Annotated in this window: 15 protein-coding genes; 11 read left to right on the plus strand and 4 right to left on the minus strand. The window is 72.7% G+C overall.

Translation table 11 applies throughout. The annotated features are described in order from the left end of the window. Positions 1–48: 48 nt before the first annotated feature. From ACPPVO_RS38555 to ACPPVO_RS38565, 3 genes are all read right to left on the minus strand, one after another. The gene (locus ACPPVO_RS38555) at positions 49–729 is read right to left on the minus strand and encodes a 2-phosphosulfolactate phosphatase (protein WP_426503498.1); all 681 of its coding nucleotides are present in this window, start codon (positions 727–729) and stop codon (positions 49–51) included. A gap of 290 nt (positions 730–1,019) precedes the next feature. After that, positions 1,020–1,661, minus strand: coding sequence for a VC0807 family protein (locus ACPPVO_RS38560; protein WP_426503500.1), 642 nt, complete (start codon positions 1,659–1,661; stop codon positions 1,020–1,022). Next, a complete protein-coding gene (locus tag ACPPVO_RS38565; RefSeq protein WP_426503501.1) occupies positions 1,658–2,296 on the minus strand; it encodes a TetR/AcrR family transcriptional regulator in 639 nt (212 codons plus the stop codon). Before ACPPVO_RS38565 ends, ACPPVO_RS38560 begins: the two co-directional genes overlap by 4 nt. Before the next feature lie 15 nt (positions 2,297–2,311). Here ACPPVO_RS38565 and ACPPVO_RS38570 point away from each other — a divergent pair, with 15 nt between their 5' ends. The 6 genes from ACPPVO_RS38570 to ACPPVO_RS38595 all read left to right on the plus strand — a co-directional run bounded on the left by ACPPVO_RS38570 (position 2,312) and on the right by ACPPVO_RS38595 (position 5,902). Continuing rightward, positions 2,312–2,770 (plus strand): AAA family ATPase, encoded by a 459-nt coding sequence (locus tag ACPPVO_RS38570; protein ID WP_426503502.1) that lies wholly within the window; start codon positions 2,312–2,314, stop codon positions 2,768–2,770. A 104-nt stretch (positions 2,771–2,874) separates the two neighbouring features. After that, the gene (locus ACPPVO_RS38575) at positions 2,875–3,951 is read left to right on the plus strand and encodes a glycosyltransferase (RefSeq protein WP_426503503.1); all 1,077 of its coding nucleotides are present in this window, start codon (positions 2,875–2,877) and stop codon (positions 3,949–3,951) included. 265 nt (positions 3,952–4,216) lie between these two features. Then, positions 4,217–4,468 carry a hypothetical protein gene (locus ACPPVO_RS38580; protein ID WP_426503504.1) on the plus strand — a complete coding sequence of 84 codons (252 nt, stop codon included), beginning with the start codon at positions 4,217–4,219 and terminating at the stop codon, positions 4,466–4,468. Between the two features lie 59 nt (positions 4,469–4,527). After that, positions 4,528–5,121, plus strand: a complete 594-nt coding sequence (locus ACPPVO_RS38585; protein ID WP_426503505.1) for a hypothetical protein — start codon at positions 4,528–4,530, stop codon at positions 5,119–5,121. Between the two features lie 101 nt (positions 5,122–5,222). Continuing rightward, positions 5,223–5,468, plus strand: a complete 246-nt coding sequence (locus tag ACPPVO_RS38590; RefSeq protein WP_426503506.1) for a hypothetical protein — start codon at positions 5,223–5,225, stop codon at positions 5,466–5,468. Positions 5,469–5,470: 2 nt separating this feature from the next. Beyond that, on the plus strand, positions 5,471–5,902 hold the full coding sequence (locus ACPPVO_RS38595) for a GNAT family N-acetyltransferase (RefSeq protein WP_426503507.1): 432 nt from the start codon (positions 5,471–5,473) through the stop codon (positions 5,900–5,902). Here the strand turns inward: ACPPVO_RS38595 and ACPPVO_RS38600 are convergent. Then, a complete protein-coding gene (locus tag ACPPVO_RS38600; RefSeq protein ID WP_426503508.1) occupies positions 5,875–6,951 on the minus strand; it encodes a LacI family DNA-binding transcriptional regulator in 1,077 nt (358 codons plus the stop codon). The two genes, ACPPVO_RS38595 and ACPPVO_RS38600, sit on opposite strands and share 28 nt — an antisense overlap. A gap of 145 nt (positions 6,952–7,096) precedes the next feature. On the opposite strand from ACPPVO_RS38600, the gene ACPPVO_RS38605 reads away from it, so the two are divergent. The 5 genes from ACPPVO_RS38605 to ACPPVO_RS38625 are packed head-to-tail and all read left to right on the plus strand — an operon-like array spanning position 7,097 to position 12,531. Continuing rightward, the gene (locus ACPPVO_RS38605; RefSeq protein WP_426503510.1) at positions 7,097–7,963 is read left to right on the plus strand and encodes a carbohydrate ABC transporter permease; all 867 of its coding nucleotides are present in this window, start codon (positions 7,097–7,099) and stop codon (positions 7,961–7,963) included. Continuing rightward, entirely contained in the window at positions 7,964–8,809 is an 846-nt protein-coding gene (locus ACPPVO_RS38610; RefSeq protein ID WP_360372897.1) for a carbohydrate ABC transporter permease, read from the plus strand. It begins immediately after the preceding gene. A gap of 31 nt (positions 8,810–8,840) precedes the next feature. After that, positions 8,841–10,184, plus strand: a complete 1,344-nt coding sequence (locus ACPPVO_RS38615) for an ABC transporter substrate-binding protein (RefSeq protein ID WP_426503511.1) — start codon at positions 8,841–8,843, stop codon at positions 10,182–10,184. 14 nt (positions 10,185–10,198) lie between these two features. Continuing rightward, positions 10,199–12,211, plus strand: a complete 2,013-nt coding sequence (locus ACPPVO_RS38620) for a beta-galactosidase (protein WP_426503512.1) — start codon at positions 10,199–10,201, stop codon at positions 12,209–12,211. After that, complete coding sequence (locus ACPPVO_RS38625; RefSeq protein ID WP_360372906.1) at positions 12,208–12,531, plus strand: DeoR family transcriptional regulator; 324 nt, start codon at positions 12,208–12,210, stop codon at positions 12,529–12,531. Before ACPPVO_RS38620 ends, ACPPVO_RS38625 begins: the two co-directional genes overlap by 4 nt. Positions 12,532–12,712: the final 181 nt, after the last annotated feature.

Raw genomic sequence — 12,712 nt, forward strand, 5'->3', positions numbered from 1 at the left:
GATCGTCGTCAGCTCCGGATGATAGCCGGGCCGCGCACGCGCCCTTGGTCAGCACGGAACCCTGGTGAGGACGACGTGACCCGTGCGGACCGCGCCGACCATGGCGAACCCGGACCGGTCGACGTCGCGGCAGAAGGGCAGGTCCCGCGACAGGTCGACGCGTTCGGACGCGGGTCGCCGGGCGTAGGCGTGAGCATGCTGGGCGGCGCCCTCGTCGATGCCCGCGACCAGGTCCGCCCGTTCCGGCGCCGACCCGTCGAGCAGGCCGGCCAGGTACCCGGCGCAGGCCCGGTCCTCGGCCGTCCGCCCGGTGCAGACGAGCGTCCACGGCACGCCGGGGTGGTGCCGCGCGATCCACCGGGCGGTCGCCCCGACGTTCGGCGCCGACACCGCGAGCAACGCGGCCGCGTCCGGGCACCGGGCCAGCCCGCGCGTGCCGTTCGACGTCGCCTGGATCAGGCGCCGGCCGTCGAGCCGCGCCGCCGACATCTCCCACGGCGAGTTGCCGAAGTCGAAGTCCGCGGGCCTGAGCCCGCCGGCCTCCCCGACCAGCAGCCGGTCCGGGTGCCGCCGCCGCAGGTCCCGGCCGGCCTCGACCGACGGCGCGCAGGCGATCTCCGCCGCGCCGCGCTCGAAGGCGACCGCGGCCGTCGTGAAGGCCCGGATGACGTCGATGACGACGACGACCCGCCCGGCCGGGATCCCGGCGTCCATACCCACGATCCGCACGGCATCCGATCGTTCGCCGCCCGGGCCCGGCCCGCAAGGACATTCCCGCCGGGCGCGGACCGATACGCTCCGCGGATGTCCTCCATCGCCTCGCTCCACATCGTCAGGACCGGCGACCTGCCCGCGGTCGTCGACGCCGCCGGTACGGGGCTCTGGGCCGCGATCCGCCAGTTCGGGACGCGGTCCGACGCGGAGTACAACTGGAGGAGACGCTGTCGCTGCTGCGCGACGCCATCGCGCGGCTCGCCGACGACGAGGTGCTCCTGCTGCACATCGGCTGATCGGATCCGTCAGGTCGTGGGCGCGCCTTCCCGCTCGCGGATCAGGGCCAGGGCGCCGCTGCGCCGGCCGTACACCATCACGATGCCCTGGGCCAGCACGATCAGGACGATCAGGGAGACGGTGCCGGCGGCCGGCACGGTGTCGACGGCCAGGGTGTAGGCGAACACGACCCGGATGATCGCGTCCAGCACGAAGGCGCTGCCCCACGCGACGCTGGCCAGCACCACCCAGCGGTGGAAGACCCGGTTGCCGGCCCACAGCCGGTCGAACCGGGCGGCCATGCCGGTCGGGCTCACCTTGCCGGCCACGTCCAGCAGGAACGGGCGCCCGGTGGCCATCGAGCCGAGGATCCACAGCCCGACGGCCCCGGTCAGCCAGCTCTCCCGGGCCAGCAGCGCCCGGGCGTCGCCGGACGCCAGCGCGACCAGCAGCGACAGCGCCATCGTGGCGATGACGAACACCGCGGTCGGGTCCAGCCGGCGGGACCGGGCCCAGGTCCAGCCGATGCCGGCCAGCGGCGCCAGGGTCGCGAGCAGCAGCGCGAGCCACTGGTTCACGCCGGCCGCGCGGGCTCCGTAGAAGACGGCCAGGGGAATGACGACGTCCAGCGCCAGCGCGAGCGCGGCTCCGGTTCGGCGGTCGCGGGTCATGGGCGGGCCTCCCTCTCGGTGGCGTGACGGAAGAGCAGGACCAGATCCCGGGCGTACGCGTCCAGGTCGAGCTCCGGCATGACGCTGACCTGGGGCCCGATCGCGTCGATGGCGGCCCGGATCGTCATGGCCATGGTGCGCGTCGTGAAGTCGCGGAACTCGCCCGCGCGCTGGCCTCGCTCGAGCAGGTCCTGCAGCGGGGCGAGGCTGGTGCCGTACACCGAGGCGTCGTGCCGCAGCCGGGTCCGGCCGTCCTCGTCGGTGAAGTTCATCGCGATGGCGGTCAGCACCTGCACGTGCTTGCGATGAGTGCCGATGTACGCGACGTTCGCCTCGATGTAGGCCCGCAACTCCGCGGCCGGCCCGTCGGCCCGGCCGGTGTGCGCGGCCATGAACTCGGCCCCCTCGCGCAGCGTGTGCGCGAAGACCTCGTGGATCAGCTCCTCGCGGTTGGCGAAGTGGTAGAAGATCGTCGTCTTCGTGACCCCGGCCCGCTTGGCGACCTCGGCCAGCGACGCCCGGGGCAGCCCCAGCTCGGCAATCGCGTCGATCGCGCACTCGACGAGCTGCGCCCGACGGGCCCGTTCGACGAACGTCCGCTCCGACTTACCGCTCGGTATGTTTTCAGACCGCACGGTAAGTAGCGTAGCATGATCGGCGTCGCGACGTTGATGTTGATCTGTGGCTTGCCCGGCTCCGGCAAGACGACCTTGGCCAAGCGCCTGGAGATCGAGGGCCCGGCCGTGCGGCTGTGCGCCGACGAGTGGATGGCCGGGCTGGGCGTCGACCTGTTCGACGTCGAGACCCGCGTGCGGCTGGAGCGGCAGTTCTGGGAACTGGCCCGGCGGCTGCTGACGCTGGGGCAGAACGTCATCCTGGAGGCGGGATTCTGGCTGCGCGCCGACCGGGACGAGAAGCGCCTCGGCGCCCGGTCCCTCGGGGCGGCGGTCGAGCTGCACTACCTGGACGTGCCACTGGACGAACTGGCCCGGCGGCTCGAGGCCCGCGGCACGCCCCGGATCACCCGCGAGATGCTCGACTGGCACATGCCGCTCTTCGAGCCGCCGGACCCCGACGAGCTGAACCTGTACGACCCGCCGCGGACGTGAGCTCCGCGCCCCGAAACCGGCGCACCCCTTTGGTAGTCCCGCCGTTCAAGGGAGCGCGACGGTATGCCGTGAACCGGGACGGGCCCGGATGCGTGGCTCCCGGCATGCGGATCCTCTTCACCGCCAACCCGATGTACGGTCACGTCAACCCGATGCTCCCCCTCGTGCACGCCGCCCGCGCCGCCGGGCACGACGTCGTCGTCGCGACCGGCGCCGACCTCGTGCCGCACCTGGCCGGGCACGGCGTCACCACCTGGACCGCCGGGCCGTCGCACCGGGAGGCCGGCGGCGGCCCCGACGCCGACTGGCTCGCCTACTTCGTGTCCTCCGCGCAGCGCCGGGCCGCCGAGCTCGTCCCGCTCGCCGCCGACTGGAAGCCCGACCTGGTCGTCTCCGAGGACACCGAGCTCGCCGGGCCGGTCGCCGCGGCCGTGACCGGGGCTCGGCACGTCGTGCACGGCATCGGGCTGATGCCGCCGATCCAGCTGTGGCCGGTGCTCGGCCCGGCGATCCGGAAGATGCTGCACCGGTACGGCGCGGAAGCCGACCACCGCGCCGCGACCTACCTGGAGCTGTGCCCGCCGAGCCTGCGCCCGCCCGGCGAGCGGATCTGGCCGCGGACCCTCGACCTGCGCCCGGTCGCGGGCCTGCCGGCCGCCGGGCAGCGGCTGCCGGCGGCGCTGGACGCGCTGCCGTACGAGGACACGGTGCACGTCACGCTCGGGACCGTCTTCCACGACCACCGCGACGTGCTGCGGACCGTGGTCGCGGCGCTGGCGGCGCTGCCGGTGAACGTCGTCGCGACCGTCGGGCCCGGCACCGATCCGGCCCGGTTCGGCCCGGTGCCCGGCAACGTGCTGCTGGCGCCGTACCTCCCGCACGCCCTGCTCCTGCCCCGGTGCACGGCGGTCGTGTCGCAGGGCGGGGCCGGCATCCTGTTCGGCGCGCTCGCCCACGCCCTGCCGCAGCTCGTCCTGCCCCAGGGCGGCGACCAGTTCGGCAACGCCGCCGCGCTCGCCGCGTCCGGCGCCGGGCTCGCGCTCGACTCGGCCGCCGCGGTCGCGGACGGGGTCAACGAGCTGCTGCGCGCCTCGTCGTTTCGAGCCAGGGCCGCGGTTGTACAACGGGAGCTCACCCTGATGCCCCACGCGCCGACGGTCCTGGCCCGCCTCACCGCCTGACCCGGGCGCGGAACGGCTTGGAACGCCTCCATGGACGCAGAGACCGTTCGGGATCAGTGGAGGTGTCATCGGCGCCCTGAGCAGTATCTCGTTCACCGGCTGCAAGGCCGAGGGGGTCGCCGTCACGGTCACCTTCACGACCTCGGCGGCCGACCCGGCCCCGATCAGCCTGACCGGGGCCTTCCCGTCCGACCCGGCCGTCTTCACCGGCCAGGCCACCAACGTCTCGCTCACCCTGGACGACGCGAACGGCTGCCACGCCGTCGTGGGCGCGAGAACCTCCAGCGGCGGCGGCCCCGGCTTCACGGGCATCGCGTACCGCAGCGCCGACGCCCGGCTCTCGTTCGCCGCGGGCGGCAAGGGCCTGTTCGTGCAGTCCGCGTCGGCGCAGTGCGGCACCGGCACCCAGGGGCTGGACGTGAAGGTGTTCGACCGCATCTCGCTCGGCGGCTTCGGCACCACGCTCACCGACTCCGCGGTGAACATCTCCCCGCCGCAGCGGATCACGTCACCCTGACCGCACCGGAGCGGCCGCGGCCCGGCCCCGATCCACCTGGGTCCTGCTACAAAGGCAAGGTGGAACCCCCGCCGGGCCGCGGCCGTCCAAGGGTCATGCCGCGCAAGACGATCCCCCTGCTGCTCGCCCTCGCCGTGCTCGCCGGGTGCCACGCGCCCGCCGTCGCCCCGGAGCCGGTCAGCTCGCCCAGCGTCGCGCCCGTCGACGGGCCGGTCGCGTTCCACGTGCGCCTCGGCGCCGGGCAGCACCTGGTCACGAGCTCGCCGGCCCCGGGGTCGTGCCCGGCCCTGAGCGCCCGCATCGTGCTCGGCCACGACGGCCTGGTCCTGCTCACCGCCTCCGGCGCGCGGTGCGGGACGGGCGACAACGGCGCCCCGGGCAACGGGCGGCACGGGGTGTACCGCGGCAACGCCGACATCCCGCCGGACCGTACGGTCACGAGGACCACGACCCCGCTCGGCGAGGCGGCGCTGTTCACGCAGCCGTACTACGAGTGCACGAACTCGTGCAGGCACTACACCGAGCCGGTCGCCGTCATCACGCTCACCGCGCCGGCCGACCCGGACGTGCGCGCCCTGACCGTCGTCGGCGAGCGCGGCACCATCGACCTGAACGCCCTCACCGCCCTCGTCCGCGACCAGCTGACGCCCTGAAGATCTGCAACATTCCTGCACATCGATGTTCGTTGACTTCCGCCGCGGTCGCCCCTAGCGTCTCAGGAAAGGCCTTTCCTCATAGGATGAGGGACACCGCCATGCGCAGAAGCCTCATCGCCGCGGTCGCCGCCGCGGCCCTGCTGATCCCCGCCCACCCGGCCGCCGCCGCGGCCGGCGCGCCCACCGCGTTCGCGTCCGCCGCGGACGCGCCCACCGGGTTCGCGGCCGCCGACGCGCCCACCGGGTTCGCCGCCGTCGACGCGCTCGGGCCGCACGGCACCCTGGACGCCCCGGCCTCCATCCCCGCCTCCGTGCGCGCAGGCAGCGGCTCCGGCAAGCTGTAGGCATGCCGATCCGCCGGTTCGAGCCCGGCGACGCCGCCATCGTCGCCGGGCTCATCGCCCGCTGCCTGCGCGAGGTCAACAGCCGGGACTACCCGCCGGAGCTCATCGAGCGCATGTGCGCGCACTTCACCGCCGCGCGCGTCGCCGAGCTCGCCGCCGCGCGGGAGATGTGGGTGTGCGAGCACGGCACGGTGTCGCGCGACGGCAACAAGGTGTACACCATGTTCGTCGACCCGGACGCGGCCGGACGCGGCGTCGGCCGCGCGCTCATGGCGCACATCGAGGCCCGCGCGGCGGCCGAGGGCCACGCCTTCATGGAGACCGGCGCGAGCATCACCGGCCACGGCTTCTACCACCGCCTCGGCTACACCGACGTGCGCACGAGCGAGACCGAGTTCGGGCTGAACTACATCCTGCGCAAGCCGCTGGCGTAGGGGGCGGTGCTCGCCCGCTCGATCAGGCGCGTCGGGACCAGGTCGGTGCCCGGGCCTGCGGGCTCGTTGCGGATCTGGGCCAGCAGCGCCCGCACGCAGCGGCGGCCCACCTCGGCGAAGTCCTGGTGCACGGTCGTGAGCGGCGGCAGGTACGAGGCGGCGTCGGCGATGTCGTCGAAGCCGACCACGCTCACCCCGGCCGGGACCGGGCGCCCGGCCTCGTGGAACGCGCGCAGCACGCCCAGGGCCATCTGGTCGTTGGCGGCGAAGACGGCGGTGCAGTCCGGGTCGGCCGCGAGGCGCCGGCCGGCCTCGTAGCCGGAGCGGGCCGACCAGTCGCCGCGCTCGATCGGCGGGGCCGGGCGGCCCGCGGCCAGCAGCACCTCGCGCCAGGCGTTCGCGCGGCGCTCGGCCGCGTAGGACTCCTCCGGGCCGGCCACGTGGCGGACCGTCGGGTGGCCGAGGCCGAGCAGGTGCCGGACCGCCTGGCGGGCGCCGTCGGCCTGGTCGGTGTCGACGACCGGGTACCGGTCGCCGGCGTCGGAGTCGACGACCACCACGTGCACGCCGGGCGGCAGGGCGACCGTGCTGGCGTCGAGCAGGTGTACCTCGATGATGACCACGACGCCGTCGACCGCGAGCTCGCCCAGGCGCGTGAACGCCCCGAGCACGTTGTCCTGCGTCGGTACCCCCACCGGAATCAGCGTTATCGCATAGCCCTCGGCCGCCGCGTGGGTCGCGATCGCCTCCACGGTGCGGCTGTTGCCGGTCGAGGACAGCCCGAACAGGATCACGCCGATGGTGTTGAACTGGCCGTAGCGCAGGGCGCGGGCGGCGCTGTTGGGCCGGTACCCGAGCTCGCGCATGGCCGCGAGCACCTGCTGGCGCGTCGAGGCCACCACCGCGGGGTGGCCGTTGGACACCCGCGAGACGGTCTGCGAGGAGACGCCGGCCAGCCGGGCCACGTCGGCCATCGAGACCCGTTGCTTGCGCCGGCCGCCCGGCACGCCGGAGCCGCCGCGGTCCGCGGTGCGGGCCTCAACATTCATCGCCGGTCCCCCGCTTGGTGCTTCTTGACGGTTCATGTTCGGAAGTGCCACCATACCGCAGCCAATGTTTGCGTAAACATCCACACGGATGCCCACAAAGCTGCACATGATGTTTACGTAAACACCGTTTGGGAGGGAGGCCGCCGTGAAGCGACGATCCTGGGCGGGCTGGCGGTTCGTGGCACCGTTCATGACGGTCTTCGCGCTCGTCTTCCTGGCCCCGATCGGCTACTCGATCTACCTGAGCCTGTACCGCACCCGCCTCATCGGCGGCACCACGTTCGTCGGCCTCGACAACTACACCAAGGCGATCCAGGACCCGCAGTTCTGGTCCGCGTTCGGCCGGGTGGCGCTGTTCCTGGCCGTCCAGGTGCCGATCATGCTGCTCCTGGCGCTGTTCCTGGCCCTGGCCATCGACAGCGGCCGGCTCTTCGGCGCCGGCTTCTTCCGCATCTCCGTCTTCCTGCCCTACGCCGTGCCCACCGTCGTGGCCACGCTGCTGTGGGGGTTCATGTACGGCAACCGCTTCGGCCTGGTCGCCAACGTCAACGACCTGTTCGGCGTGCACCTGCCCGACCCGCTGTCCCCGCGGTACGTGCTCGCCTCCATCGGCAACGTCGTGACCTGGGAGTTCGTCGGCTACAACATGCTGATCCTGTACTCCGCGCTGCGCGTGGTGAGCCCGGCGCTCTACGAGGCGGCCGCGCTGGACGGGGCCGGGCAGCTGCGCATCATCCGCGCCATCAAGCTTCCGGCGCTGCGCGGGCCGCTGCTCATCGCCACCATCTTCTCCATCATCGGCAGCTTCCAGCTCTTCGCCGAGCCGAGCATCCTGCGGATCCTGGCGCCGAACGCGATCGCGACCTACTTCACGCCCAACCTGTACGCGTACTACCTCAGCTTCGGCGGCCAGCAGTACAACTACGCGGCCACCGTCGCCATCGTCATGGGCCTGCTCACGATGCTCGTCGCCTACGTCGTGCAGCTGCGCGGGATGCGGAAGGCGGTCTAGATGCGGGCCCGGCGCAGCGTCACCCTCACCGTCCTGTGCGGCATCATGCTCGTCTACACCCTGCTGCCCCTCGTGTGGCTGCTCGTCAACGCCACCAAGACGCAGCCCGACCTGCTCGGCACGTTCGGCCTGTGGTTCGGCCACCGGTTCGCGCTCTGGGACAACATCGCCGACACGTTCACGTACGACGGCGGCGTCTTCACCCGCTGGCTGCTCAACACGCTGCTCTACGTCGTGGTCGGGGCCGGGGGCGCGACCGTGCTCGCCGCGCTCGCCGGCTACGGCCTGGCCAAGTTCGACTTCCCCGGCCGGCGCGGCGTGTTCGCCGTCGTCATCGGGGCGGTCGCGGTGCCGGGCACGGCGCTGGCCGTGCCGACCTTCCTCATGTTCGCCCACCTCGGCATCACCAACACCCCGTGGTCGATCATCATCCCGTCGCTCGTCTCCCCCTTCGGCCTCTATCTCATGTGGACGTTCGCGGCCGACGCGGTCCCCGACGAGCTGCTCGAGTCGGCGCGGGTCGACGGCGCCGGCGAGTTCCGCACGTTCTTCCGCATCGCCGCGCCGCTGCTGGCCCCCGGCACCGTCACCGTGCTGCTGTTCAACGTCGTCGCGACGTGGAACAACTACTTCCTGCCGCTGGTGATGCTCAAGAACCCCGACTGGTACCCGCTGACGCTGGGCCTGTCCGCCTGGAACCAGCAGGCCGTCACCGCCGGCGGCGACGTCGTGTTCAACCTCGTCGTCACCGGCTCGCTGCTCACCATCGTGCCGCTGATCGCCGCGTTCCTGCTGCTGCAGCGGTTCTGGCAGTCCGGCCTCAGCGCCGGAAGCGTCAAGGAATGAAGGACACCCCGCCCCAGAAAGGGAACCCAGGATGACTGCCATCAGTCGCCGCTCACTGCTCTTCGGCGCCGCCTCCGCCGCCGCCCTCCTCGTCGCCGGCTGCGGCTCGGACGACGACGGCGGTGACGGCGGGGCCAAGCCCGCCGGCGCCTCCGACGCCGACATCCAGGCCGCGCTCGACGCCGGCGGCAGCATCACCGTCTGGGCCTGGGAGCCGACCCTCAAGCAGGTCGTCGCCGACTTCCAGACCAAGTACCCCAAGGTGAAGGTCACGCTCACCAACGCCGGCACCGGCGACAAGCAGTACACCGCGCTGCAGAACGCGATGAAGGCCGGCAGCGGCGTGCCCGACCTGGCCCAGGTCGAGTACTACGCGCTGCCGCAGTTCGCGCTGGGCAAGCAGCTCGACGACCTCGGCGGCTACGGCTCGGCCAAGCTCGACGGCACCTTCACCCCCGGCCCGTGGGGCGCGGTGCACTCGGGCGGCACCCTGTACGGACTGCCGATGGACTCCGGCCCGATGGCGCTGTTCTACAACAAGGACGTCTTCGACAAGCACGGCGTCGCCGTGCCCACCACCTGGGACCAGTACTACGAGGCGGCCCAGAAGCTGCACAGCGCGGACCCGAAGGTGTACATCACCAGCGACACCGGCGACGCCGGATTCACCACCAGCATGATCTGGCAGGCGGGCGGGCGGCCGTACAAGGTGGACGGCACCAGCGTCGGCGTCGACTTCACCGACGCCGGCACCAAGAAGTTCACCACCATGTGGCAGAAGCTCATCGACGGCAAGCTCCTCGCCCCGGTCAACGGCTGGAGCGACGGCTGGTACAAGGGCCTCGGCGACGGCACCCTCGCCACGCTCGTCATCGGCGCGTGGATGCCGGCGAACCTCGAGTCCGGGGTGAAGGACGCCAACGGCAAGTGGCGGGTCGCGCCGATGCCGCAGTGGGAGGCCGGCGGCAAGGTCGTGGCCGAGAACGGCGGCAGCTCGCTGGCGATGCCGAAGCTCGGCGGGAACAAGAACCTGGCCTACGCCTTTATGAAGTACGCCACCGTCGACGCCGGTGCGCAGAGCCGGGCCGACAACGGCGCCTTCCCGGCCACCACCGCGCAGCTGAGCGCGGCGGCGTTCCGGGACAAGGAGTTCCCGTACTTCGGCGGCCAGAAGGTCAACCAGGTGCTCGCCGACGCCGCCGGACAGGTCGCGAGCGGCTGGTCGTACCTGCCGTTCCAGGTGTACGCCAACAGCGTCTTCAACGACACCGCCGGCAAGGCCTACATCAGCGGCACCACCCTGCAGGACGGCCTCAAGGCCTGGCAGGACGCGTCCGTGAAGTACGGCCAGGAGCAGGGCTTCACCGTCAAGTAAGGAGTTCCGTCGCCGTGCCGCACCACCCCCGTCACCGATGGCTGCGCTGGCCGTCGGAGCCCGACCGGCCGCGCCTCGCGTTCGGCGCCGACTACAACCCCGAGCAGTGGCCGCGCGAGGTCTGGCGCGACGACGTGCGGGCGATGAAGACCGCCGGGGTCAACATCGTGTCCCTGGCCATCTTCTCGTGGGCCCGCATCCAGCCCCGGGAAGGCGTCTGGGACTTCGCGTGGCTCGACGAGGTCATGGACCTGCTGCACGGCAACGAGATCGCGGTGGACCTGGCCACGGCGACGGCGTCCCCGCCGCCGTGGCTGACCGCCGCGCACCCCGAGATCCTGCCCGTCGACCGGGAGGGGCACACCCGGTGGCCGGGCGCGCGGCAGCACTGGCGGCCGACGTCGCCGGTGTTCCGCGCCCACGCCCTGGCCCTGGTGACCGCGCTCGCCGAGCGCTACGGCGAGCACCCGGCGCTGGCCGCCTGGCACATCAACAACGAGCTCGGCTGCCACAACGCCTACGACTACTCCGACGACGCCGCGCGGGCGTTCCAGGAGTGGCTGCGGCGGCGGTACGGCACCGTCGACGAGCTGAACCGCGCGTGGGCGACCACGTTCTGGTCGCAGCGCTACAGCGACTGGGAGCAGATCCTCCCGCCGCGGCTGTCCGCCCCCTCCTCCTACCCGAACCCGACCCAGCAGCTGGACTTCAAGCGCTTCTCCTCCGACGCGCTGCGCGACTACCTGCGGGCCGAGCGCGAGGTGCTGCGGGCCGCCACCCCGGACGTGCCGGTGACGACGAACTTCCTCGTCATGGGCGACACCGGCCCGGTCGACTACGCCGCGTGGGCCGGCGAGCTCGACTTCGTCGCCAACGACCACTACGTGATCCCCGGGCCGCAGGCCCGCGACGAGCTCTCCTTCTCCGCGAACCTGGTCGGCAACATCGCCGGCGGGCTTCCGTGGTACCTCATGGAGCACTCGACCAGCGCGGTCAACTGGCAGCCGGTGAACAAGGCGAAGGCCCCCGGCGAGCTGGCCCGGGACTCGCTGACGCACGTGGCCCACGGCGCCGACGCCGTCTGCTTCTTCCAGTGGCGCCAGTCGGCGGGCGGCGCCGAGAAGTACCACTCGGCGATGGTCCCGCACGCCGGGGAGGACAGCGCCGTGTTCCGGGCCGTCACCGAGCTCGGCACCACCCTGCGCGAGCTGGCGCCGGTCGCCGGGACGCCCCGGGAGCCGGCCCGCGCCGCGATCCTGTTCGACTGGGACTCGTGGTGGGCCAGCGAGCAGGACTCGCACCCGAGCGACCGGCTGCGCTACCGCCGGGAGGCCCTGGACTGGTACTCGGCCTTCCTGGAGCTGGGCATCCGCGCCGACGTGGTGCCCGCGTCCGGCGCCTGGGAGCGCTACGAGCTCGTCGTCGCCCCGATCCTGTACGTCGTGCCGCGGCCGCTGGCCGACCGGCTGGACGCCTACGTGGGCGCCGGCGGCCACCTCGTCACCACGTACTTCTCCGGCATCGTCGACGAGCACGAGCACGTGTGGCTGGGCGGGTACCCGGGCGCGCTGCGGGACCTGCTCGGCATCCGCATCGAGGAGTTCGGCCCGCTGCTGGACGACGAGACCGCCGAGCTCGACGACGGCTCGACCGGGGCGCTGTGGACCGACCGCATCGACATCGTGGACCCGGCGACGGAGGTGCTCGTGCGGTACAAGACCGGCGAGCAGGCCGGCCGCCCGGCCGTGACCCGCCGCGCGCCCGGCCCCGGCTCGGCCGCGTACGTCTCCACCCGCCTCGGCCCCGCCGGCCTGACCCCGCTGCTGGCGACCCTGGCGTCCCGGGCCGGCGTGACGAGCGAACTGCCCGCGGCCCTGCGCGGCCACGTCGAGCTCGCCGTGCGCGGCCCGCACCGCTTCCTCTTCAACCGCACCGACCGCCCGCTCGACGTGTCCGCGCTCGCCGGTCCCGGCCGCGTGCTGGCACCACGGGCGGTGATGGTGCTTCTGCATGGAGGTACACCGTGATCCAGGATCTGGCGGCCCAGCGCCACCGGGCGATCCTCGACCTCGTGGCCGAACGCGAGTACGCCACGATCACCGAGATCCAGGCCGCGACGGGCGCCTCGCCCTCGACCGTCCACCGCGACCTGGCCCACCTCGCGGACCGCGGCGCCGTGGCACGCATCCGCGGCGGCGTGACCCGCCCGCCGTCCCCGTCGGCCGAGGTGGCGGACCTGCGCCGGCGCCTGGCCCGGCTGCCGGACGTACTGGAGACGGGCGACCTGGCCACGGTCGAGCGCCTGCTGGCCCAGGCCCTGCACACCTGCGAACGCCTTCGCCGGTAATGGTTTCCCCGGCTCGCTGCGCTCGCGGTGGGGAGCTTCGTCAACATCTACGCCGGGGCACTCAGGTATCGAACGAGTGCGCGAGAGCGGTGTCCACCACCCGTCGACAGGGAACGCATCCACATCGCCGGCCGGCGACGTGCCCGTGATCCCCCATCACATCGCCGTCCCTCAACGGCCG

The sequence above is a fragment of the Dactylosporangium sp. McL0621 genome (assembly GCF_049995355.1).
Lineage (GTDB): Bacteria > Actinomycetota > Actinomycetes > Mycobacteriales > Micromonosporaceae > Dactylosporangium.